General features: G+C 44.8%; 21 protein-coding genes. 12 read left to right on the top strand and 9 right to left on the bottom strand.

Translation table 11 applies throughout. The features are described 5' to 3' along the window. Positions 1–45: 45 nt before the first annotated feature. From alr to RTS09_RS04130, 6 genes are all read right to left on the bottom strand, one after another. Entirely contained in the window at positions 46–1,131 is a 1,086-nt protein-coding gene (gene alr / locus RTS09_RS04155; RefSeq protein ID WP_312534574.1) for an alanine racemase, read from the bottom strand. A 27-nt stretch (positions 1,132–1,158) separates the two neighbouring features. Next, complete coding sequence (dnaB, locus tag RTS09_RS04150) at positions 1,159–2,580, bottom strand: replicative DNA helicase (RefSeq protein ID WP_060994379.1); 1,422 nt, start codon at positions 2,578–2,580, stop codon at positions 1,159–1,161. 274 nt (positions 2,581–2,854) lie between these two features. Next, positions 2,855–3,313 carry a 50S ribosomal protein L9 gene (gene rplI / locus RTS09_RS04145; protein WP_060994380.1) on the bottom strand — a complete coding sequence of 153 codons (459 nt, stop codon included), beginning with the start codon at positions 3,311–3,313 and terminating at the stop codon, positions 2,855–2,857. A 15-nt stretch (positions 3,314–3,328) separates the two neighbouring features. Continuing rightward, positions 3,329–3,556: a 30S ribosomal protein S18 gene (gene rpsR / locus RTS09_RS04140; protein WP_036594162.1), complete on the bottom strand. Its 228-nt coding sequence runs from the start codon at positions 3,554–3,556 to the stop codon at positions 3,329–3,331. 15 nt (positions 3,557–3,571) lie between these two features. Then, on the bottom strand, positions 3,572–4,000 hold the full coding sequence (gene rpsF / locus RTS09_RS04135; protein WP_007114929.1) for a 30S ribosomal protein S6: 429 nt from the start codon (positions 3,998–4,000) through the stop codon (positions 3,572–3,574). A 145-nt stretch (positions 4,001–4,145) separates the two neighbouring features. Next, positions 4,146–4,610 (bottom strand): hypothetical protein, encoded by a 465-nt coding sequence (locus RTS09_RS04130; protein WP_312534571.1) that lies wholly within the window; start codon positions 4,608–4,610, stop codon positions 4,146–4,148. Positions 4,611–5,020: 410 nt separating this feature from the next. On the opposite strand from RTS09_RS04130, the gene RTS09_RS04125 reads away from it, so the two are divergent. Beyond that, complete coding sequence (locus RTS09_RS04125; protein ID WP_050325053.1) at positions 5,021–5,233, top strand: hypothetical protein; 213 nt, start codon at positions 5,021–5,023, stop codon at positions 5,231–5,233. A 185-nt stretch (positions 5,234–5,418) separates the two neighbouring features. On the opposite strand, the gene RTS09_RS04120 is transcribed toward RTS09_RS04125, so the two are convergent. Continuing rightward, on the bottom strand, positions 5,419–6,885 hold the full coding sequence (locus tag RTS09_RS04120; protein WP_312534567.1) for a L,D-transpeptidase family protein: 1,467 nt from the start codon (positions 6,883–6,885) through the stop codon (positions 5,419–5,421). 659 nt (positions 6,886–7,544) lie between these two features. Between RTS09_RS04120 and prmB the strand changes: the two genes are divergently transcribed. The 8 genes from prmB (at position 7,545) to RTS09_RS04080 (ending at position 16,986) form a co-directional block, all read left to right on the top strand. Continuing rightward, positions 7,545–8,603: a 50S ribosomal protein L3 N(5)-glutamine methyltransferase gene (gene prmB / locus RTS09_RS04115; protein WP_312534721.1), complete on the top strand. Its 1,059-nt coding sequence runs from the start codon at positions 7,545–7,547 to the stop codon at positions 8,601–8,603. Between the two features lie 140 nt (positions 8,604–8,743). Then, entirely contained in the window at positions 8,744–9,847 is a 1,104-nt protein-coding gene (gene aroC / locus RTS09_RS04110) for a chorismate synthase (protein WP_312534565.1), read from the top strand. A gap of 75 nt (positions 9,848–9,922) precedes the next feature. After that, positions 9,923–10,789: a hypothetical protein gene (locus RTS09_RS04105; protein WP_312534562.1), complete on the top strand. Its 867-nt coding sequence runs from the start codon at positions 9,923–9,925 to the stop codon at positions 10,787–10,789. A gap of 121 nt (positions 10,790–10,910) precedes the next feature. Continuing rightward, the gene (gene serC, locus RTS09_RS04100; protein ID WP_312534559.1) at positions 10,911–12,014 is read left to right on the top strand and encodes a 3-phosphoserine/phosphohydroxythreonine transaminase; all 1,104 of its coding nucleotides are present in this window, start codon (positions 10,911–10,913) and stop codon (positions 12,012–12,014) included. 187 nt (positions 12,015–12,201) lie between these two features. Further along, positions 12,202–14,052, top strand: a complete 1,851-nt coding sequence (locus RTS09_RS04095) for an extracellular solute-binding protein (RefSeq protein ID WP_409418372.1) — start codon at positions 12,202–12,204, stop codon at positions 14,050–14,052. Between the two features lie 14 nt (positions 14,053–14,066). Continuing rightward, positions 14,067–14,867 carry a hydroxyacylglutathione hydrolase gene (gene gloB / locus RTS09_RS04090; protein ID WP_312534555.1) on the top strand — a complete coding sequence of 267 codons (801 nt, stop codon included), beginning with the start codon at positions 14,067–14,069 and terminating at the stop codon, positions 14,865–14,867. Positions 14,868–14,914: 47 nt separating this feature from the next. Continuing rightward, the gene (gene yejB, locus RTS09_RS04085) at positions 14,915–15,964 is read left to right on the top strand and encodes a microcin C ABC transporter permease YejB (RefSeq protein ID WP_050325060.1); all 1,050 of its coding nucleotides are present in this window, start codon (positions 14,915–14,917) and stop codon (positions 15,962–15,964) included. After that, positions 15,964–16,986, top strand: a complete 1,023-nt coding sequence (locus RTS09_RS04080) for an ABC transporter permease (RefSeq protein ID WP_312534550.1) — start codon at positions 15,964–15,966, stop codon at positions 16,984–16,986. The genes yejB and RTS09_RS04080 overlap by 1 nt, the downstream gene beginning before the upstream one ends. A gap of 1 nt (position 16,987) precedes the next feature. Here RTS09_RS04080 and vapC read toward each other — a convergent pair whose 3' ends face one another. Further along, a complete protein-coding gene (vapC, locus tag RTS09_RS04075; protein WP_007114941.1) occupies positions 16,988–17,398 on the bottom strand; it encodes a type II toxin-antitoxin system VapC family toxin in 411 nt (136 codons plus the stop codon). Continuing rightward, positions 17,395–17,598, bottom strand: a complete 204-nt coding sequence (locus RTS09_RS04070; protein ID WP_040403039.1) for a type II toxin-antitoxin system VapB family antitoxin — start codon at positions 17,596–17,598, stop codon at positions 17,395–17,397. The genes vapC and RTS09_RS04070 overlap by 4 nt, the downstream gene beginning before the upstream one ends. A gap of 141 nt (positions 17,599–17,739) precedes the next feature. On the opposite strand from RTS09_RS04070, the gene RTS09_RS04065 reads away from it, so the two are divergent. The 3 genes from RTS09_RS04065 (at position 17,740) to tfpB (ending at position 22,933) form a co-directional block, all read left to right on the top strand. After that, entirely contained in the window at positions 17,740–19,407 is a 1,668-nt protein-coding gene (locus tag RTS09_RS04065) for an ATP-binding cassette domain-containing protein (RefSeq protein ID WP_312534547.1), read from the top strand. 186 nt (positions 19,408–19,593) lie between these two features. Beyond that, positions 19,594–21,063, top strand: a complete 1,470-nt coding sequence (locus RTS09_RS04060; RefSeq protein WP_312534545.1) for a DHA2 family efflux MFS transporter permease subunit — start codon at positions 19,594–19,596, stop codon at positions 21,061–21,063. Between the two features lie 97 nt (positions 21,064–21,160). Next, the gene (tfpB, locus tag RTS09_RS04055) at positions 21,161–22,933 is read left to right on the top strand and encodes a type IV pilus assembly ATPase TfpB (protein WP_312534542.1); all 1,773 of its coding nucleotides are present in this window, start codon (positions 21,161–21,163) and stop codon (positions 22,931–22,933) included. The last annotated feature ends 38 nt before the right edge of the window (positions 22,934–22,971 follow it).

The following is a 22,971-nucleotide window of genomic DNA, read 5'->3' as shown; positions in this document are numbered from 1 at the left end:
ATTGACGCATTTGTGTCACTTTAACCTCAGTGAAATAATTAACAGTTACGACTGATAAATCCACGTTGGACGTCGGGTGACCACGCTTAACAGCTCATAGCTAATGGTATCATTCCAGCTACCCACCTCATCAATGCTCGGTGCGTTACCCCAAAGCTGGACAAGGCAGTCAAGGTTTACCTCAGTAGTATGGGTTAAATCAACCATCAACATATCCATTGCCACGCGACCGATGATAGGCGCCTGTTGACCTGCGACGACGACATACGCATCATCGCTAATCACCCTTGGATAACCATCAGCATAACCCACACTGACAATACCGATGCGCGCTGGGGCTTGGGCAGTCCAGCGACTACCATAACCCACGCTATCGCCCGCTTTTAGCGTATGAATTGCCATGATACTGGCATTAAAGTGCATGACGGGTTGCAGATTTAGCTGTTTGGCACTGGCATGATTTACAGGCGTTGCCCCATACAAGATAATGCCTGGGCGCACCCAATCGTAATGGCGGTCTGACCAGTTGACAATCCCCGCTGAATTACACAATGAGCCTTTAATCGCTGGGCTGACTTGCTCACGTAGCATTTGTAGGGTTGAATCAAATAATTCAAATTGTTGTTGGTTATTGGGATGATCGATGGCATCAGCGTTGGCAAAATGGGTGGTCAAAACAATCTCGTAACCTGCCTCAGTTAATTGCTGGGCAATTTCCCTGACTTCATCCGATGTAAAGCCAAGGCGGTTCATGCCAGTGTTTAGTTTTAGCCAGACGGTTGCGCCGGTTTTTGCAGGCTGCTGCAACGCCCAGTCTAATTGGCGTTGGTGGTGTACCACGCACTCGATTTGATGCGCTATACAATATTGCCATTCTGCTAATGAAAACGCGCCTTCAATCACTACCATTAATTTTTGCCAGCCCGCCTGTTGTAGTTCTATCGCTTCTTGCAAACAAGCGACACCTAGGGCATCGGCTTGTGCTACGGCGGGTAAACAGTTGACGGCGCCATGCCCGTAGGCATTGGCTTTCACCATGGCTAATACCTTGGCGGTAGGGGCATAATCTTTGACGCGTTGTAAGTTATGGGTAAGCGCTGCTAAATCGATGGTGATGCTGGTTTGACGCACAATCTTGACCTTGTTGCAGTAAAATTTTTATTCATCAGGTTCGCTAAAGGAAGCGGTTTGGTAAAAATCAGGAGTTAAGTTACCAAAACGGGTAAATTGCCCTTCAAAGGACAGGCGCACCGTACCAATGGGCCCATTACGCTGTTTACCAATAATGATCTCAGCTGTGCCTTTAGCATCGCTGTTTTCATTATAAACCTCATCACGATAAATGAACATAATCAAATCGGCATCCTGCTCAATGGCACCCGACTCCCGTAAGTCCGACATAATCGGGCGTTTGTTGGGGCGATTCTCCAAGCTCCGATTTAGCTGTGATAAAGCCACCACCGGGCAATTCATCTCACGGGCAAGTGCTTTTAAGCTTCGTGAAATCTCCGAAATCTCACCCACACGGTTGTCGCCTAAGCCTGGGACTTTCATCAATTGTAGATAGTCAACCATTACCATCCCAAGTTTGCCATCATTGTCTTTGGCAATACGGCGACAGCGCGAACGAACCTCAGATGGCGGTAGCGCAGTACTGTCATCGATATACAATTTTTTAGCATGCAGATGGGCGATGGCATTGGAAAGTTTACCCCATTCATCTTCATTCATTTGACCTGAGCGCAAATGGGTTTGGTTGATAGCCCCCCAAGAGGACAATAGACGCATCACAATTGACTCGGCAGGCATTTCCATTGAAAACACCACCACCGGTAAATCGGTATGAAATAAAATACTCTCTGCCAAATTCATCGCAAACGTGGTTTTACCCATCGAAGGACGAGCTGCCACGATAATGAGATCGCCTGCTTGTAGCCCTTGGGTTTTGTTATTGAGCTCTTCAAACGGGGTCTTAAGCCCAATCATGCCTTCAGGATGGTCTTTAAGTTCTTGGATATTGTTGACGACATTGGTAATAACATCGCTCAGTTGGGTAGGACCCTTGTGTTTAGATTGGCGGCTATGGGTTTCATTGATGGCAAAAATTTCGCTTTCAACGGTGTCTAGAATATCACTGACACTTTGATTTTTTGGGTCAAAGGCAAGCTCTAGCATATGACTGCCGGCTTTGATGATTTGGCGTAAAGTCGAAAATTCCCTGACCCGCTGTGCATAAGCAGTCAAGTTAAACAGCGTCGCTGGGCTTTGTGATAGGATATCGCCTAGATAATCGCTACCCCCCGCAGGCTCAAGCAGTTTTTGCATATCGAGCCAGTCCATCACCATGGTGGCATCATACGGCTCATTGGCATTGGCAAGATGAGAGATGGCATCAAAAATATATTGATGGCGCTGTGCATAAAAATCATATTTGGTAATAATATCTGAGATGCGATCAAACGACTCTTCAAGGCTCATCAGCGACGCTAGGACGGACTTTTCTAAGTCCATACTGTGCGGTTGATGCTGCGTCAGCGAAGTATTCTTAAGATCGTTCTCTTTGGTTTTATCGTCTGCCATGATGACCTGTGATAAAGTTATTTTAAATGGTTTGAAAGGGCAAAATTTTGCTAAAAGTTATCGCTTGCAAATTGTGAGTCTAATACACGCATCGAAATAGAACAGTCAATATACCGAAAAAACCATCCAAATTCTAATGAGAAAAATATAAAAAATCGGCAATTTTTTTGAATGAAATCAGCTTGAATTTTAGGCTTTTTTGTTGAATTTTTACGCCGCAAACAATAAAAAAAAGAGACAGCAAAGCCATCTCTTTTTTAAAGTAAACTATCAATTAAGCAGCTGAATCTTCTGCCAAGATAGTGACTTGGATGTTGGTCATTACATCGTGATGTAATTGGATATCAACATTGTATTCGCCAATTTGACGTAATGCACCTTCAGGCAATTTAACTTCTGAACGGTCAACAGGTAAACCAGATTTGGTTAAGGCATCGGCGATATCGCGAGTACCGATAGAACCAAATAGTTTGCCTTCATCACCTGATTTTGCACGGATGATAACATTGACGTCTTGTAGCGCTTCAGCACGGGCATTAGCAGCGGCTAATTCATCAGCTTCTACTTTTTCAAGTTCTGCACGGCGTGCTTCAAATTTTTCGATGTTAAAAGCAGTGGCTGGTAATGCTTTACCTTGTGGTACAAGGAAGTTACGGCCGTAACCTGCTTTTACATTAACAGTATCGCCTAGTTTACCTAGGTTAGCGATACGTTGTAATAAAATAACTTGCATATATCACTCCTTGGTTTATTTTTGGCTGTCAGTGTAAGGAACCAACGCAAGATAACGCGCTTGTTTGATTGCTACAGCCAATTGGCGTTGATATTTGTTTGAAGTACCAGTAATGCGGCTTGGTACGATTTTGCCACTTTCAGTGACATACTGTTTTAGGATTTCGATATCTTTATAATCGATATGGGTAATGCCTTCAGCAGTAAAACGGCAAAATTTACGGCGGCGATAAAAACGTGCCATGATTAGTCTCCTTAATTATTCGTCGTTGTTGTCTTCAGCATCAACTTCTGACTCATCATCATTTGATTGATAGTCATCTTGAGCTGTATCGTTACGGCGTGATGCTTTACGAGCACGTTTTTCTTCAGCACTTTTTGCTAATGGTGATTCTTCAGTAATCGCTTCGTCACGACGGATAACTAAGCTACGGATGATAGCATCGTTATAACGGAATAATTCTTCAAGCTCATCAAGCGTTTGTTGACCCGCTTCAATGTTTAATAGCACATAGTGAGCTTTGTGAACTTTGTTGATTGGGTAAGCTAATTGACGACGACCCCAATCTTCTAGGCGATGGATAGCACCACCTTGTTCTTTTACTAAGTTGATATAACGCTCAACCATGCCAACCACTTGGTCGCTTTGGTCTGGGTGAACCAATAATACCAGTTCATAATGTCTCATAAAGACTCCTCACGGATTAAACAGCCGTTGACCCCGTGTCAACAGCAAGGAGATTGAATGCACCTAAGTTAGAATCATCTAACTATATTGGTATAAACAAGGTGCGCTATTATATAGTAGCGCACACTCAGTAGCAAGTTAATATTTACTTAACAAATTCGCCCACGCATTGCTGCAAGGTATTCGATACGGCACGCGCCACAATGACATTGCGCGCGGTCGGGTCAACCGCTGCTGTGGTCAAATCGACAATGGTGACGGACTGCGGGGCTTTTTCGCTGACGCAGCTACAGACATTGCTCGCTACCTCTGCTTGCTTCTCGGAAGTCATCAATACACTGCCCAAGCGCCAGTATTGGTTATTTTGTAATTGAGTCTGGCATTGTTGATTCACCGCGGCTTTAAATATCGCCATGCCGACATTGTTGGCAGTGCCGATGGTGTTATTAGCATCCATCACACCGTTACCTGTGGTAGAGGCGCAACCGCCCAAGGCGATGGCTGAGCCAATCACTGCAGCGGCACTTCCTATGCGTTTACTAGCTTGGCGTTTATTAGCTAGGCGTTTAGATGGCATGATAGCGGCGAAAAAAGAAAATTGTTGATGCATGTTAAATACTCCTGTCCTTTACTGTGTTAAACAATTGATAAATACCGCTAACATAGCAGATTACAGAAAATTTTTTTACCCAAATTTTTTATCCAAGTCATGTTATTGGGTCATAGTTACTAAAAAATGTGCCATCAAACTTAAAAAACTGGGTGGAATTTTTTTTCATCAATGTTTATAAAGCCAATTAAATTCCTCGACCTCGGTGACATTAATCGGAAAAAAAAGCTATTTTTTAGATTTCTCAATACATTTGATTCAAATTAAACCTTACTAAAAATGTGGAATTGATAACCAATTGTTTTAGGTTGTGCATTTGTTTAATCTTTTTTTTCCTTGTTTTGAGTGTGGGATTGGATTATAACTATACCTAACAAATACATCCGTAAACGCAATGATAAGGAGTTGTTATGAACTGGCAATTATTTAGCGCAATTTTTACAATCGCTTCTGGTGTGACTATCGGTGTTCTAATGACCATTGCGTTGGTGACCGGTTTTGATGAGGCGCAACACATTGTGACGGCAGCCATTATAGGGCTGGTGCTATCGATTCCTATCGCTTGGATTGTGGTAAAAAAACTACAGAGTTTGGGTGTAAATAAAACTCCCGTCACACCCTAACTGTCACACCATAAATGGCGCTTTGATAATGCAGCAGCTCACTAGATAACTAATACATAGCAAAAACCGCTGAACTAAAAAAACCGCTTAACTAACAATAGCTAAGCGGTTTTTTTATGGCTAATAAGATTAAAAGTGTATAGCACTCACGCTAAACTGTGGTGCTGACCCCTGTGGCTCAACAGCTACTGTAAATCTACCTTGGTGCCTGTATCAACATTGGCATACACTTCAAGCACATCCCAGTTGGTTAAGCGGACACAGCCATGCGAGGCTTGACGGCTAATGCCTTCAGGAACGGGCGAGCCATGGATACCATATGATGGTTTACTCAGTCCCATCCATACCACACCGACCGGACCGTTGGGTCCTGGCGGCAACATAAACACTTTTTTATCTTTGCCTTCACCGCTACTGGCGCGGTACCAAGGGTTTTTAACACGATTGACAATACTAAAGGTACCCGTAGGAGACGGTGTATCACTACTACCGACCGTGGTAGGATAAGTGGCAATTAATCTATCGCCATTATAAGCGTACAAGATATTGTCCGCTTTTTTGGCAACCAAACGGGTGATTTTCTCATTGAGCGGCGCGCCGGGGTTAAACACGGTGATGGTTTCACCCACGGTGAATTTTTTATCGCTATTAAGCTTTTTAAGATAGCGAATATCCATATGGAAACGTTCAGCCAACATTTCTTGGACGTCTTGATAGTATAGACCTTTCATTTTAGATTTGGCTTCACTACCACTCGGTGTTGGCTGATACGGACCTTTAATATCTTCTTGCGTCAAGGTATAACCGACCAACACAGGCTGATTGGCAGGGATTTTTTCATTTAACAGTTTCCAAACTTCGGCGTTCATACGGCCATCTTGGGGTAGTCCGTGCATGGCTTGGAAATTTTTGAGCGCTTTTTTGGCATTCATACCCCAGCCGCCATCGATCGGACCGGGTGAAGCATGATTCCAATCTAACAAGGCTTGAAGTTTTAAGGTCGTCGCTGAATTAACATTTTGACCGGGTTTCCAATCGGCGCTATTGACTAGCTGTGCGTAGTCAGACAAATTTAGGTTAGAAAAACTGGCAGGTGTCGTTGCTGTTTTATTACTGCCCACCGTCGTCGGGTCAAAAGTTGGCGCAGTAGTTGTGGTATTGTTGACTTCTTCAGAGCTCGCGCCTGCAACACCTGCACCCGAGGTATAGTCATTATCAATACCTGTTTGGGTAGCATCATCTTTAATGCCTAATGCCGTGGTAGTAGCTGGGACTGGCGTCAAGGGAATATCGGTTGAAGTTGCCGTTGGTTTTACCGCCGTCACCGCAGTAGCCGAGGCGACTTTCGGCGTGGTGGTAGATTGTGTGACGCTAGCTGTAGGCTTGGCTATTTGCGGTTTTTTAGCAGTAGCGGTTTTGCTTTGCGATTTTGTAGCCGTTTTGCTATCGGTGGTGGTTTTTTTAGCAGTCGCGGCTGCGGTAGAGGCGCTAGCCGCTTTCGTGGTGGCAGTTTTAGTCGTGGTCGTTTTTTTGGTCACAGCTTTGGTGGCGGGTGCCGTTTTGGCGGTAGTGGTTTCTGAGACCGTATTGGTGGCTGCAAATGCTTGATTGGCAATCAGACAAGCTAGGGTAGACAGTACAAATTTTTTCATAGATTGACTCAATAATCGGCAATAACAAATAAAAATAAGGGACAATATAAATAACGTACAATAAAAGCATAAATTGGCAGCAATTATACTATAAAAACCAACTTTTCGGGCAATGGCTCATTTGTTGGCAGCACGGCAATCTAAGTAGCGTTTGCCAAAGCGTTTAACAACCTTGCGCCATGAAACCTTGCTGCATAGTTAAATTTTTCCACAGCTAAACAGTTAAATTGTCGTATGAATAAATTGTCCCATAGGCGAATTTACATGCTTTAAGTCTAACATTAACAAATCGCGCGATAGACAATGGTAAAATTTTTTAACCAAGCGGTATTTTTATAGCAAGATTAACCCAAAAAAGGGTTTAAAATGTTTAAACCTGCGCGCAATAGCTATTTTTACCATGTTTATTGAATAGCTCGATGATGAAAAATTGAATTGTACAAATCTGCGACCCTTTAACTTGTGAAATGACTTTAGCTTGTTAAATAATTTGTAAAAAAATCAAAGTATATTATAATTTTAATTCAAAATTTTTTAGGTTAACCACTATGTCATCATCGCCATTTGCATCAGCCAATGTTTCTCACACGCCATCTTTTGACCAAAATCAAGATTCACAAAATTTTGATGACTTGCAAATCGATTTGCAAGCACTTGATATGGATGAAGAAACCGAGTCAGATGACATCTTTGACACCATGCAACAAGAGTTTGCTGAAGCCCACCAAACCCTAAAAACGATTCGCGATTTTATCCGTTTTGGGGTCAGTAAATTACGCGAGTATGATGTGGTAGTCGCGCAAGGTACCACAGATGAGTTTGCTGAGGCTTCTGCCATTGTGCTACAAACCTTGTCGCTTGATTGGTCTGCCGATGAGCAAATTTTAGATTGTCGCCTGACCAATAGCGAAAAATCAGAAGTGTTGACACTGTTGCAGCGCCGTATCGTTGAACGTAAGCCTTTGAGTTATTTGATTAATTTATCTTATTTTTGCGATTTGCCATTTTATGTGGATGAGCGGGTTTTGATTCCGCGCTCGCCGATTGCTGAGCTGATTCGCCAGCAGTTTTATCCGTATTTTGAGCCGAATGATTTGGTTGAAAGAATCAGTGGCACTACTAATGACAAAAAATTTCATGACCACGGATTGTATGATAAGCAGTTAGCACAGCCAGAACGTATGCTGGACTTGTGTACAGGGTCAGGCTGTATTGCCATTGCCTTGGCAAGCCGTTTCCCTGATGCAATGGTCGATGCCAGTGATATCGATAAAAATGCCCTAGAAGTGGCAGCGGTCAATGTGGAACATCACCACATGAACCATCAGGTCAATTTGATTGAGTCAAACTTATTTGAAAAAGTGCCTGCGGAAAATCAATATGATTTGATTGTGACCAACCCGCCGTATGTCGATGCGGCAACGATGGCAGATTTACCACCCGAGTTCTTGCATGAGCCAGACCATGCGTTGGCAGCGGGACAAGATGGCTTGGATTTGGTGCATCATATTTTATATAGCGCCCCAGATTATCTGACTCGTGACGGCTTACTGGTATGCGAGGTGGGGGATAGTGAATGGGCACTGCGCCAGGCGTATCCTGAAATTCAGTTTGATTGGTTGACCTTTGCGCATGGCGGGCATGGGATTTTTGCCATGGATTATGATGAATTGATGGAAAATCGGGCATATTTTGAGCAGTATGTGAGCGCTTCTTAGTAAGCGGTTGTTTGGGGTTGCTATCTTTAACTTGTTGATTTAATAAGTTGGATAATGGCTAAAAAAACAATATATCAACAGGGTGCAACAAACCTATTATTTGATTTGTAAGTATTGATGAAAAATCAAGCGGAGCGTAAATGGCAGGCAATACCATCGGGCAAGTTTTTACCGTCACCACCTGTGGCGAATCACATGGCGCAGGACTTATGGCAATCGTTGACGGTGTGCCACCAGGGTTGCCTTTAACCGAAGCAGATCTGCAAATAGACCTGGATCGCCGCAAGCCTGGTACCTCAAAATTTGCGACCCAGCGCCGTGAAGACGATGCAGTTGAAATTATCTCTGGCGTGTTTGAGGGTAAAACGACAGGTACGTCTATCGGGCTTTTGATTCGCAATACCAACCAAAAATCCAAAGATTATAGCGATATTAAAGACACCTTTCGTCCCAACCATGCCGATTATACTTATAGCATGAAATATGGGTTTCGCGATTATCGTGGCGGTGGTCGCTCATCAGCGCGCGAAACGGCAATGCGAGTGGCAGCGGGCGCGATTGCCAAGAAATATTTGAAACAACGGCTAGGGGTAGAAGTTCGCGGTTATGTGACCCAGATTGGTGATGTGGTTGCCAAACAAATACCTGAAAATATGATTGATTGGGAATTTGTCAACAGCAACCCATTTTTTTGTGCGGATATAGATGCCTTGCCAAAGTTTGAGCAGCTGATTACCCAATGCCGTGAGCAAGGGACAAGTTGTGGCGCAAAGCTTACCATATTGGCATCGGGTGTGCCTGTGGGATTGGGTGAACCTGTGTTTGACAGACTTGATGCGGATATCGCGCATGCGATGATGAGCATCAATGCGGTCAAAGGCGTTGAAATTGGCGATGGTATGGCAGTGGCGGGACAGTTTGGGCATGAGTCTCGCGACGAGTTAACCTTGCACGGCTTTAATGCCAACCATGCCGGGGGAATTTTAGGGGGAATTTCATCAGGGCAAACGATTGTAGTGAGTATTGCGCTAAAACCTACTGCCAGTATCACCACCCCGGGTCAAAGTATTGATATTCACGGCAATGCAGTAGAGATGCTAACCAAAGGGCGGCATGATCCTTGTGTCGGTGTGCGTGCTACGCCGATTGCAGAAGCCATGCTTGCCATTGTGCTGTTAGACCATTATCTGCGTCATCGTGGGCAAAATGCAGATGTCACTGTGCCGCTCACCCCGATTGTGTAATTTTTTACTAGGGGTATTTGGTTGCCATAAGGTTGCTACAATGCGTTGCCCCATTCAACTTGAGTTAACATTGGTATGACTGTACTTGACCTTACCCTTGATGAGCAGCAGTACCATGCCTGGCAAAGCGAAATACTGGCGCAGATGGGTGTTACGCGTTGGGTGCGCCAAGATTGCCCGGTCAAAACGTTTGCTAATGTAGAAGATTTTGAGGTTGTTTCTTCCTATCAAGCGGTTGAGACCCTTGCTGCTATGCCACAGCAGTTACAACCCGCTCAAACTGGGTTAACTAGCGAACTTGCGCCCATTGATACAACGCCAGACTTCAATCATCCTGTTATTGCGGATGATGCCGTTCATAGCGTAGCAGAATTACCGCCAGCGAGTCTGGCAGATTTTCACCCGCATGATTTACCTTTACCCAATCATTCATCTTTACCCCATGATTCACTTTTCAAAAGTAACCCTGCGCCAAATAGTGATAGGTACAGTGATGCCGGGTACAGTGATGAACGGTTCAATAATGAACAGCTCAATGATGAATTGCTCACTGCCAGTTTTGATGTGCAGGCGATAGTGGTGGGTGAGTGGACACTGGTGGTTGACAGTCATTTTTTGCAGACGGACAGCCGCCAATACCAGTTATGGCAACAAATCATCAGTGGGTTAAAAGCGTCAGTGCATTTTTTTAACTTTCCTTTGCTGACCGATAGCCAACATATACCCAAAGCCACGGTGCAATTAATGAGCAGCTACCCGATGGCAGTCGCAGGGTTTTCGGGGTTTTTATACCGTATCAATCAAGGCAATCCCAAGGTGGGGGCATTAACGCCATTGCCTGACTGTCTAGATGAACAACCGATACAGCGCCTGCCTTATCTGCTGGATATGCTCGATGATTATCGCCTAAAACGCCAACTGTGGCAGTTGCTAGCCCGTTAAACCCAATGAGCTGCCGATTGATGACTTATCTTTATGATTCATCGACTAGCCATATTGTGGTAAAGTATTTTTTTATTTCATTTCACACGATAACATTTCACACGATAAAAAGGAACGTGCTATGAGTGTCAGCTTTGATCAACGTGTTGCTAACTTTTGTGCAGGACCAGCATCTATGCCGACTGCGGTGCTGCAAAAAGCGCAAGCCGAATTGTTAAATTGGCATGGCTCAGGCATGTCGGTGATGGAGATGAGCCACCGTAGCAGTGAATTTGTGGGCATTGCCTCAAAAGCCGAGCAGGATTTGCGCAAGCTGATGAACATTCCTGACAATTATAAAGTGCTATTTTTGCAAGGTGGCGCAAGCCTGCAGTTTTCAGCCATTCCATTGAATTTACTTAAAGGGGAAGCCGATTATTTAGACACTGGCATTTGGTCTAAAAAAGCCATCAGCGAAGCCAAACGCTATGAGCAAGCGGGGCTAGGCAAAATCAATGTCGTTGCTTCTGCCAAAGACAGCAACTATACCACTGTGCCCCCACGTGATAGCTGGCAACTTAATGACAACGCCGATTATTTCCATTATTGCCCCAATGAGACCATTAATGGCTTGGCGATGTTTGATGTGCCAGCGGTCAATGTACCCATCGTGGCGGATATGTCATCTTGCATCCTATCTAGCCCAATAGATGTATCAAAATTTGGACTGATTTATGCAGGTGCGCAAAAAAATATCGGTCCTGCGGGCTTGACGCTTGTGATTGTCCGTGATGATTTGATCGGTCATGCCAACTTGGTTTGCCCAAGTATCTTGGACTATAAAAACCAAGCCGACAATGATTCGATGGTCAATACCCCAGCAACTTTTTCTTGGTATTTGGCAGGTTTGGTGTTTGAATGGTTGCTTGAGCAAGGCGGTGTCGAGGCAATTTATCAACAAAATTTGTTAAAAGCGCAAAAGCTGTATGAATTTATCGACCAAAGCGATTTTTACCAAAACCCTGTCAACAAAGACAACCGCTCAATTATGAATGTACCTTTCACCTTGGCAGACAGTCAACTTGATAAAACCTTCTTAGCTAAAGCCGACGAAGCAGGATTTTTGAATCTTAAAGGGCATCGTACAGTGGGCGGCATGCGCGCCAGTATTTATAACGCGATTGATTTGGCGACCGCTGAAAAGTTAATCAAATTTATGCAGCAGTTTGAACAAACTAGCGTATAAAAAGATTTAACAATCGTGCTACATTAAGACTTAACAGCTAAAATGCTTGTTAAGTCTTTTTTATAGTTAGCGGGTGTGGGGCATATGAGGGATAACAGCTAGCCATACCAAGGGTTTTTGAAAAATAGGTGAAGGGGTCATGGGGATGCAAGTGAAAGCAAACAGGGCGATAAAACTAGCCCACTGGATGAGGCCAATCACTCGCCAAACATTCGGCAAAAAATACTGGGTGCTGGGTTTGTTAGTGGCCGCTTCCGCTGCCAATACTGCCATCATCACTGGCACGTCTATTGCTCACAACAGCACCGCGCAATTTGCCCATGTCTCACATTTACCCTATGCCAATCCCAACGCCCCCAAAGGCGGTGTGTTAAGCCTATCTGCCATCGGCACCTTTGACAGCATTAATAAATGGATTGATGTCGGTACACCTGTGACCGGCACCGATTATTTGTTTGAAAGTTTGATGACAGGCTCGCTGTCTGAAGCGTTTGTGCAGTACCCACTACTGGCGGATAAAGTCACGTATGACCCAGATGACCCAAGCTGGGTTATCTATCATATCAACCCCAAAGCCTATTTTTGGGATGGCACGCCTGTGACGGCGCAAGATGTCAAAGCCAGTATGGATGCACTGCTCACAAAAGGCGTGATGAGTATGCGTAGCTATCTATCCGATGTCAAAGAAACCCAAGTGATCGATCGACAAACCGTCAAATTTATTTTTAAATCCAAAGACAATCAAGAAATCAAATTGACCGTCGCGCAAATGCCGATTTGGTCAAAAAAATCGATTGATGGCTATTTTGATAAAGTCGGACTGACGCCACTGATGGGCAGTGGCGCATATAAAGTCGGCACAATCGATGCAGGACGCGCCATTACCTATGTGCGTGACCCCAATTATTGGGGCGCCAAACCTGACGCAGGCGTGGTGGTAAATGTCGGTCGTTATAATTTTGACCAAATTAAGTATGTATATTATCAAAACCCCGAAGTGGCATTTGAAGGCTTTAAATCAGGCGAATATTTTTTCCGTGCCGAAAACAAAGCGCGGACATGGTCGACGGGTTATAACTTTCCTGCCGTCAAAGCAGGCATGATTACCAAAGCGCAAATCGCCAATAACAACCCCGTACCGATGCAAGCGATTGTGATGAATTTGCGCCGACCGATTTTTCAAGACATTCGGGTGCGCCAAGCGATGACACTGGCGTATGATTTTGAATGGCTCAATAAAACCATGTTTTATGGGCAGTATGAACGCCTGCAAAGCTTTTTTCATGGGTCAGCGCTTGCCGCAACCGGCACGCCAACGCCCCAAGAACTGGCGGTTATCAATCCGCTATTACCTGACCTTGAGCCCATTCAAAGACAGGCTGTTTTAAGCGATTGGCAAGCCCCCAAATCAATTGGCGATGGATTTAATCGAGACAATTTATTAAAAGCGCGTGAATTGCTGCTGCAAGCGGGTTTCAAATACCAAAATATGAAGCTATATCAGCCCAATGGTCAGCTCGCCAAACTGGAATTTTTATCCGCCGATGACAAGAATGCGCGCATTGTGTTGCCTTTTTTACGTAACCTGCAGCGGCTAGGGTTTGATGCCAGCTTTCGCCAAGCCGATGTTCCACAGTACCTAGAGCGCACTCGCAGATACGACTACGACATGATTATCGATATGTTTGCCCAAAGTTTGTCACCTGGCGCAGAGCAGACCTATATGTGGGGTTCACAAGCCGCAGACGAAAAAGGCAACCAAAACTCAGCGGGTATCAAAAACAAAGCCATTGATGCGGTGATCGCCAAACTCATAGTGTCGAAAAATCGTGACGATATTGTACTATACAGCAAAGTATTAGACCGTCTGCTACGCGCGGGCTATTATGTCGTGCCGACTTATGGCAAGCATACTGACAATGTGGCGTATTGGAAATTTTATGAGCATGGGCCACTGCCAAGCAATGCCATCGGCATCGATTATTGGTGGGCGAACAAAGACAAACAAGCACAAGTCATGCAGTATTTAGGAAAATAATAAGGAATAAAACAATGCTAAAAATCTACCCAATCCCAGCCTTCACTGACAACTATATTTGGGCGATTATCAATGATGAAACACAAGAAGTGATTATTGTTGATGCTGGCGATGCTGAGCCTGTTTTGGAGTTTGTAAACCGTGAAAATCTAACTATTAACCAAATATGGGTGACCCATCATCACAGCGACCACATCGGCGGTGTAACAGCATTGGCAAATGCGTTTCCAAATGCACAGATTTTTGCACACGTCAATATTCACCCATTAATCAATGCCACGCATTTAACCCCCGTCGCTGAAGGGCGCGAATTAACCGCTTGGGGCAGACCTGTGCAGGTGTGGCAAGTGGCAGGGCATACCGAAAATCACTTAGCGTACTTAGTGACGCTTGATAACCGTCTGCATATTTTTTGTGGAGATACGCTATTTCGCGCAGGTTGTGGACGCGTTTTCACCGGCACGATTGAGACGTTGTTTGAAAGCTTTGACCGTTTCGCGCAGTTACATGACGATGAAACGCTATTTTATCCTGCCCATGAGTATACCTTATCAAATCTTAACTTTGCTCAGTTTATTGAGCCAAACAATCCTGCCATACAGAAAGCGATTGAACACGACAACCAGTTACGCAGTCAGAATAAGCCGACTTTGCCAACCACGCTTGCCGATGAAAAAGCCATCAATCCGTTTATGCGTGCAGTGATTGCACCCAGTAATGAAATGATAAACACCGTACAAACGCAGACAGGCATTGAGGATGACAGCCCGTTTGAGATATTTAAAGCCTTACGTCAACTAAAAAATAACTTTTAATGGCAACAATTAAAGGTAACCATTAAGGCTAATAATGAGGGATAACTATGGGCAAATATATTCTTAAACGGCTGTTGTTAATCATCCCCACCTTGTTTTTAATTCTACTCACCAATTTTGCCATTGTCCAATCTGCCCCTGGCGGTCCTGTCGAGCAAAAAATATCCCAAATTGAAGCAGAACAAAAACAGGGCGCCACCCAAACCCAACTGTCAACGACCACTTATCAAGGCAGTCGCGGTTTATCGCCAGACATGGTCGAGGCTATCAAAAAACAATACGGCTTTGATAAATCCGCGCCCGAGCGATTTTGGCTCATGCTGACAAGCTATGCCAAGGGCGATTTTGGTACCTCGTTTTTTAAAGGCAAACCCGTGTCGCAGCTGATTTTGGATAAAATGCCCGTGTCGATTTCGCTAGGGCTTTGGAGTACGCTACTGATTTATTTAATCGCTGTGCCGCTAGGGATTGCCAAAGCCAAACGCCATAATTCACTGATGGATAAAACCACCGCATTGCTGCTTGCGGTGAGTTATGCCGTGCCTGTATTTGTGCTGGCGGTGGTGTTACTGGTGATGTTGGCAGGGGGGAGTTATTGGCAGATTTTTCCGCTACAAGGCTTGGTGAGTGAGAATTTTGATAAGCTGTCCACGTTTGGCAAAATCAAAGATTATTTTTGGCATTTGGCATTACCCATTACGGCAAGCACGATTGGCGGGTTTGCGGGACTCGCGTATTTGACCAAGTTTAGTTTTATGGAAGAATTGAACAAACAATATGTGTTGACTGCGCGCAGTAAAGGGTTAAGCGAAAAAAAAGTGCTATACGGTCATGTATTTCGCAATGCGATGATGATTATTATTGCAGGCTTGCCATCGGCAATTGTGGGAATATTTTTTACCGGCAATTTTTTGATTGAAGTGATTTTTAATTTGGATGGTTTGGGACGACTGGGGTTTGAAGCGATTGGGCAACGCGATTATCCGGTGATTTTTGGCACGTTGTTTATTTTTACCTTGATGGGGCTGATTTTACAGTTGATAAGTGATGTGACTTATCATCTCATTGATCCCCGTATTGATTTTGAGGGTCGCTAATGCTGATAAAACATCCTGTTTGGCAAGCGCGCATTCACCGCTTTCGGCGTAATCGATTGGGATTTTTTTCGCTCATCATGTTTAGCCTAATTTTCCTTGCCTGTATGGGGGCAAACCTTATCGCCAATGACAAGCCGATACTGGTTAATTACCAAAATCACTGGTATTTTCCCATCGTCAAGTCTTACCCCGAAACCACCTTTGGCGGTGTGTTCGAAACCGAAACCAACTACCAAGACCCTGTGGTTAAAGACCTAATCAACCAGCATGGCTATATGATTGAGCCTATCATACCGTTTGCCGACCAAACGCCAAGTGTGAGTCGTGATGTGCCGTTTCCTGCGCCGCCAAATAGCGAGAACTGGCTCGGTACCGATGATCAAGGTCGAGATGTGCTGGCAAGGGTATTGTATGGCTTGCGTGTCTCGCTATTATTTGGGTTGGCGTTGACGGTGGCAGGGTCAATCATTGGTATTGCCGTAGGGGCGGTGCAAGGGTATTTTGGCGGTTGGACGGATTTGGTGGGTCAGCGGCTGATGGAAGTGTGGGGTGGTCTACCACAGCTGTTTATGATTATTATTTTGGTCAGTCTGTTTAGCCCAAGCGTGTTTGTGTTGTTTGGGCTGATGCTGCTCTTTGGTTGGATGGGGCTCGTTGGTCTGGTGCGTGCCGAGTTTTTGCGAGCGAGAAATTTTGATTATGTGCGGTCAGCAAAAGCGATGGGGGTGTCAGATGGCAAGATTATGTTTCGCCATATTTTGCCCAATGCGATGTCGTCGAGTCTGTCGCAGTTGCCGTTTATTTTGACGGCAAATATCACGGCACTCACCACGCTCGATTATTTGGGCTATGGCTTGCCTGCAGGGTCGCCGTCTTTGGGGGAGCTAATCTCACAGGGAAAAGATAATTTGGATTCACCGTGGCTGGCGCTTGCCGGGTTTTTTAGTTTGACGATTGTGTTGTCGCTACTGATTTTTATTGGGGAAGCGCTGCGAGATGCGTTTGACCCACGGCAGTCTTGAATTAACTAAAATTCAATGCAGCAATCAACCCAAAATGCTGAGTAAACGGAATAAAATCCCTATCGCAAAATAACAGGGGTAATTGATGTTCAACGCAAAAACTAGCAATCATCACATCATTGGCTTTACGAATGGTAATGCCTTGCTTGCGTAATTGGCGGTAATAATCAGCGTACTTAATCGCATTTTGTTGGTTTAAAATATCGTAACATAATAAACTATCAAGGGCATTTTTGGCTTGATTGTAGTCTGTATCAAGGCGAAAACCTTGCAAGATTTCCATCAAAATCACATCAAAAATCGCTACATTACTTGCCTCAAGTTGCGTGTCCAAAAAATCGGTGTGAGGTGTTGAATGACCGTTAAAATAGTCTATCCAAACGCTAGTATCAGCGATGATAGGCAAGTTCACGCTTCAACACCTGTTTTACGCATCTCGGCTAAGTCGCCTTCCCAGTGCAGTTTGCCCCGTAAGTCACGGATTTTTTGTTGTTGGCTTTTTTGCAAGAGTAGCTTTAGCCCTTGTTCGACGGCTTCTTTTTTAGTTTTAATGCCTGTGGCTTGTAGGGTCTGTTGCATTAGATTGTCATCTATTATGATGTTGGTTCGCATATCATTTCGCCTTTGTGTATGATTCTTTGATATTATACACATTTTAATAAATAGTTAAAAGGATAAAAATATGAGTTTAGGTTTTGTGGCGGGGACGCTCGTGCATACGGATAAAAGTTTAACCATTCAAGGAAATGATAAATGAGTGAGTTACTCAAAGTCAAAAACCTAACCATCAAATCCGCCACCCAAACGCTGGTCGATAACCTATCTTACACCCTTCACATAGGCGAAACGCTTGCCATTGTGGGCGAATCTGGCTCGGGAAAATCCATATCAAGCCTCGCTTTACTCGGACTGCTGCCAAATAGCCTAAGCATCACAGGGCAAGCCACTTTAACTGATGTTAGCGATAATGTTAGTGATACGCAAAACCCCAAACCAATCATTTTACCCATTGAAGACGATAGCCTAAACACTTATTCCAAAAGCAGAAAGCAAAACGAAAATATCTTCCGCCAAATCCGTGGCAAACGCATCGGCATGATTTTTCAAGAACCGATGACAGCCTTAAACCCCTTGCACACGGTAGGCAAACAAATCGCCGAATCGTTAAGTGTGGCTAACGTGGCAAAAAAACACTGGCGACAGCGTACCCTAGAGCTGCTTTCCCAAGTCAATATTGCCGACCCTGAAAGCAAACTTGCGCGCTATCCATACGAGCTCTCGGGTGGACAACGACAGCGTATCATGATAGCGATGGCACTGGCGCAAGACCCTGACATTATTATCGCAGACGAGCCAACCACTGCCCTAGATGTGACTTTACGCCATGAGATTTTGGGGTTATTGCATCGGCTAAAAAATGAGCGGGGCATGGCGATGATTTTGATTAGCCATGATTTAAACCTTGTCAAACGCTACAGCGACAATCTTATCGTCATGCAGCAAGGCAAGGTCATGGAGCAGGGGGCGACCCAAGCTATTTTTGATAATCCGCAGCAGAGTTACACTCGCTCATTGATTTATCAAGATTTTGGACAAAGTTTGCCAATTATTGACAATTTACCCAGCGTTTTAGAAGTTAAAGCGTTAACCATCGCTTTCCCCCAAAAAAACAATATATTGGGTCAAACCACCCAATGGTTTGAGGCGGTCAAAGGGTTAAACTTGACCCTTGCACAAGGTCAATCCTTAGGTATAGTGGGCGAGTCGGGTTCTGGCAAAACCACCACGGCTTTGGCACTGATCAAATTATTGGCGAATGCTGCCAAAGTGCAAGGTCAGATTTTGCTGTCAGCCAATGCTCACATGACGGACGTTTTAGCGTTGTCGAATAAAGCCTTTTTGCCGTATCGCTCGGATATTCAAATGGTATTTCAAGACCCGTATGCCAGTATCAATCCACGGTTTAGTGTGTTTGAGATAATTGAAGAAGGGCTAACTATTCAAGGTATGGCAAAAACGGAGCGTGAAAAAGCCGTATTAGCGGCCTTAGACACGGTGCGATTGCCACGAGATTTTGTCAGTCGTTATCCGCATGAGCTTTCAGGCGGTCAGCGTCAGCGGGTGGCACTCGCGCGGGCATTGGTGATGAAGCCCAAAATCTTTTTACTCGATGAGCCCACATCGGCGCTTGATAGCAGCACCCAAGTGGCAATGGTCGAGTTATTGCGAGATATTCAAGCAAAATTTGGTTTAAGCTATATTTTTATCAGCCATGATTTGCAGGTGGTTAAGGCATTGTGTCAAACGATACTGGTATTGAAAAATGGCGAAACACAAGCGTATGATACGACAGACAATATCTTCAGCCAACCACAAAATCAGTATGTGACTGCCCTAATTGCTCACAGCAGTGAAAACTAGCGGGTTTGGTGTCAAAACATTAGAAAGTTAACAATTATCGTGAACCACGTTGTTACGTAAGTTTGCTTGGTTATAGCCAATTTGCCATAGTCATTTAACCCTAGTGATTTTATTACAAGCACTTATATAGCGACTTGATTACATGCACTTCACTACAGCCCCTTTAGCAATTGTTAAAAGTTAACCATGCCAAATTCCATCATTACCGAAGACAAAAAGCCACAGCATGACGTATTTGCTATAGCGCCCTTGACCCCCGCGCAAACCAAATATTTGCCAATCGTGGTGGCAATCGCCTTGTTTATGCAAATTTTAGACTCAACGGTGCTCAATACCGCTTTGCCTGCGATGGCGCATGATTTGAATCAGCCTGCGTTATCAATGCAGTGGACAGTGATTAGCTATGCGCTCACTTTGGCAATTTTTACCCCGATTAGTGGTTTTATTGCTGATAAATATGGCACTAAGACCACCTTTATGGTGGCGATTGGCGTGTTTACCGCAGGCTCGATGATGTGTGCGGTGTCACCAACGCTCAATAGCCTAATTTTTTCTCGCGTGGTGCAAGGATTGGGCGGTGCGATGCTGATGCCTGTGGGCAAGTTAACCCTGATTAAAAGCTATCCGCGAGAACGTATGCTGTCGGTGATGAATTATGCGGTAATGCCTGCGATGATTGCGCCCGTGATTGGGCCTTTGGTCGGGGGGTATTTGGTGGAGCTTGCAAGCTGGCATTGGATTTTTTTGATTAATATTCCCATGGGGGCATTGGGGATGTGGGCAGGGTGGAAACTGATGCCCAACTATCTACAGCGCAATCCCAGCATGGATTTGCTTGGGTTCTTGCTGTTTGGTGGCGCGATGGCAAGCTTTACTTTTGCGCTCGAGTTTGCCAATAACATTCATGCCGATAGTCTGGCTTCAGCGGTTTTTCCCGTGATGGTTGCTTTATTGGCGTTTATGCTGCTTATTGGCTATTATTATCACGCCAAATACTCAGAATCGCGTAATGGACAACAACCGCTATTTGGCTTGGATTTGTTTCAAGTGCGTACCTTTCGGGTGGGTATAGTGGGCAATTTGCTGACCCGTTTGGGGATGAGTGCGATTCCTTTTCTACTGCCGCTACTGCTGCAAGTGGTGCAGGGCTATTCGCCGTCACAAGCGGGCTGGATGTTGGCACCGATTGCGGTGGGCGCACTGTTGACCAAGCCGCTAGTCACGCGTATTGTGAAGCGATTTGGTTATCGTAGAACATTGGCGGGCAACACCTTGTTGATTGGGGTTAATATCATGCTGCTATCACAACTCAATCAAACCACGCCGATTTGGTTAAGTGTGCCATTTTTGACTTTTATGGGGGCGTGTAATTCGCTACAATTTAGCACGATGAACACCATCAGTATCGCACGGCTTCGCCCAAGTCAAACCAGCAGTGGCAATAGTTTATTGTCGGTCAACCAACAGTTGGCGATTAGTTTTGGGATTGGCTTTGGGGCGATGCTGTTACATTTACTGACGCCCGCTCGCGCCTCACTGGCACAGACGCAAACCGCATTTTCATACAGTTTTATCATTTTGGGTATCATGACGATTTTATCTGGGCTGTATTTTTTGCGGTTGCACCGATCTGATGGCAAAGGACTATACCAGTAGTCGGCCTTATATTTCACTCATTTTTATGATAATTTTAATCCTTTAACCCGATTGACCCTAATTGCTATTCTATTGGCGCAATCGTTTTGGAAAACCTATGCTATCCCATGCTTTTTCAATGATAATTGATACCCGTTGGTGTCTTAATGAACTGCTAAAAGATGGCGTCATTGACCAACGTGATTATAATTTGGTGATGACCCATAACCGCAAAACCTTGCATCCCCTGCAAGTGATTGCAGGCTTTCATCTAGTCGATAAAACCACGCACATCGCGCTCAGTCTTGACCAGCTCAATCGCTGGTTGGCACAAAAAGCAGGCGTTGATTATGTACGTATTGACCCGCTGAAAACCGATGTGCCCTCAGTGACATCAATTATGTCATTTGAATATGCGCGCTCGCAGCACATTTTGCCAGTCGCCGTCACCCAAGATACGGTGGAAATTGGCACTGACCAACCATTTTATCAAGATTGGCAGCTCAATATTGCGCATATCGTGTCGCCCAAAAAAATCAAAACCGTATTAATAAGTCCTGAGCAAATCAACCGCTATCGCCAAGAATTTTATCAAGTCACCAAAGCCATTGCGGGGGCAAACCATCAGCAAAAACGCGCGGATGCCGATATCACCAATGTCGAAGCGTTATTACAACTGGGCAATGCCGCCAATATTGAAAATCCCGATGCCAATGACCAACACATCGTCAAAATTGTCGATTGGTTATTACAGTACGCTTTTGACCAGCGTGCCAGTGATATTCACTTAGAGCCGCGCCGAGATAAAAGCAACGTGCGATTTCGTATCGATGGTATTTTGCATACCGTTTATCAAATGCCGACTGGGATTATGACCGCGGTAGTGGCTCGGATAAAAATTTTAGCAAGACTCAATGTCGCTGAAAAACGTAAACCGCAAGACGGACGGCTCAAAACCCGTACTCCCAAAGGTCAAGAAACCGAGCTGCGGTTATCGACGCTCCCCACTGCGTTTGGCGAAAAGTTGGTGATGCGGGTATTTGACCCAGAAGTACTGGTGCGCTCTTTTGAGCAATTGGGACTGACAGGGCGAGATTTACAAAAATGGGATGACATGACCCGGAAAGCCAATGGCATTATTTTGGTTACAGGTCCGACAGGCTCGGGTAAAACCACGACGCTGTACAGTACCCTCAAAAAACTGGCGACAGAAGAAGTCAATGTCTGTACCATTGAAGACCCGATTGAAATGGTGGAGCCGTCGTTTAACCAAATGCAAATTCAAAACAATATTGATTTGACCTTTGCTGATGGTATTCGCTCATTGATGCGTCAAGACCCCGATATTATCATGATTGGCGAGATTCGCGATACCGAAACCGCAGAAATGGCGGTACAAGCCTCGCTGACTGGGCACTTGGTGTTATCGACTTTACATACCAATGATGCACCCAGTTCGTTAACAAGGCTGCATGATTTGGGCGTGGCGCCGTTTTTAACCTCAGCGACCATCTTGGGCATCATGGCACAGCGTTTGGTGCGTACCCTTTGCCCGCATTGTAAATCCAATAAACCCATGAATGACATTGAGCAGCAGACTTGGCAGGCGTTAGTCAGTCCTTGGAAAGCCGCAGCCCCAGATAGCATCAATCATGCCGTTGGCTGTGAACATTGCCGTAATACCGGGTATCTTGGGCGAGTGGGATTGTATGAAATCATGGTGCTCAGTAATACGCTTAAAAAATTGATTAGCGAAGGCGCTGACTTGTCGCAAATCGCGCAAAAAGCCTATCAAGATGGATTGCAGCCGTTAAGACTGGCAGGCGCGAAAAAGATTGCTGAAGGTATTACCACGTTTGAAGAAGTGATGAGAGTGGTGCCGTTAACTTAGGCGGCTACCCATTATTTGAAAGACAAAAAGTAAAAGTT

The sequence above is a fragment of the Moraxella sp. CTOTU47618 genome, assembly GCF_032017425.1.
In the GTDB taxonomy this organism is placed as follows: Bacteria; Pseudomonadota; Gammaproteobacteria; order Pseudomonadales; family Moraxellaceae; genus Faucicola; species Faucicola tetraodonis.
The sequence above is the reverse complement of the archived record's forward strand: the minus strand, read 5'-3'. Positions and strand labels throughout refer to the sequence as shown.

Bases quoted from the DNA above. Each gene is read 5' to 3' on its own strand.
- dnaB (WP_060994379.1), bottom strand. From the start codon at position 2,580: ATGGCAGACGATAAAACCAAAGAGAACGATCTTAAGAATACTTCGCTG.
- rplI (WP_060994380.1), bottom strand. From the start codon at position 3,313: ATGCAAGTTATTTTATTACAACGTATCGCTAACCTAGGTAAACTAGGC.
- rpsR (WP_036594162.1), bottom strand. From the start codon at position 3,556: ATGGCACGTTTTTATCGCCGCCGTAAATTTTGCCGTTTTACTGCTGAA.
- rpsF (WP_007114929.1), bottom strand. From the start codon at position 4,000: ATGAGACATTATGAACTGGTATTATTGGTTCACCCAGACCAAAGCGAC.
- RTS09_RS04130 (WP_312534571.1), bottom strand. From the start codon at position 4,610: ATGCATCAACAATTTTCTTTTTTCGCCGCTATCATGCCATCTAAACGC.
- RTS09_RS04125 (WP_050325053.1), top strand. From the start codon at position 5,021: ATGAACTGGCAATTATTTAGCGCAATTTTTACAATCGCTTCTGGTGTG.
- RTS09_RS04120 (WP_312534567.1), bottom strand. From the start codon at position 6,885: ATGAAAAAATTTGTACTGTCTACCCTAGCTTGTCTGATTGCCAATCAA.
- prmB (WP_312534721.1), top strand. From the start codon at position 7,545: ATGGATGAAGAAACCGAGTCAGATGACATCTTTGACACCATGCAACAA.
- aroC (WP_312534565.1), top strand. From the start codon at position 8,744: ATGGCAGGCAATACCATCGGGCAAGTTTTTACCGTCACCACCTGTGGC.
- RTS09_RS04105 (WP_312534562.1), top strand. From the start codon at position 9,923: ATGACTGTACTTGACCTTACCCTTGATGAGCAGCAGTACCATGCCTGG.
- serC (WP_312534559.1), top strand. From the start codon at position 10,911: ATGAGTGTCAGCTTTGATCAACGTGTTGCTAACTTTTGTGCAGGACCA.
- RTS09_RS04095 (WP_409418372.1), top strand. From the start codon at position 12,202: ATGAGGCCAATCACTCGCCAAACATTCGGCAAAAAATACTGGGTGCTG.
- gloB (WP_312534555.1), top strand. From the start codon at position 14,067: ATGCTAAAAATCTACCCAATCCCAGCCTTCACTGACAACTATATTTGG.
- yejB (WP_050325060.1), top strand. From the start codon at position 14,915: ATGGGCAAATATATTCTTAAACGGCTGTTGTTAATCATCCCCACCTTG.
- RTS09_RS04080 (WP_312534550.1), top strand. From the start codon at position 15,964: ATGCTGATAAAACATCCTGTTTGGCAAGCGCGCATTCACCGCTTTCGG.
- RTS09_RS04070 (WP_040403039.1), bottom strand. From the start codon at position 17,598: ATGCGAACCAACATCATAATAGATGACAATCTAATGCAACAGACCCTA.
- RTS09_RS04065 (WP_312534547.1), top strand. From the start codon at position 17,740: ATGAGTGAGTTACTCAAAGTCAAAAACCTAACCATCAAATCCGCCACC.
- RTS09_RS04060 (WP_312534545.1), top strand. From the start codon at position 19,594: ATGCCAAATTCCATCATTACCGAAGACAAAAAGCCACAGCATGACGTA.
- tfpB (WP_312534542.1), top strand. From the start codon at position 21,161: ATGCTATCCCATGCTTTTTCAATGATAATTGATACCCGTTGGTGTCTT.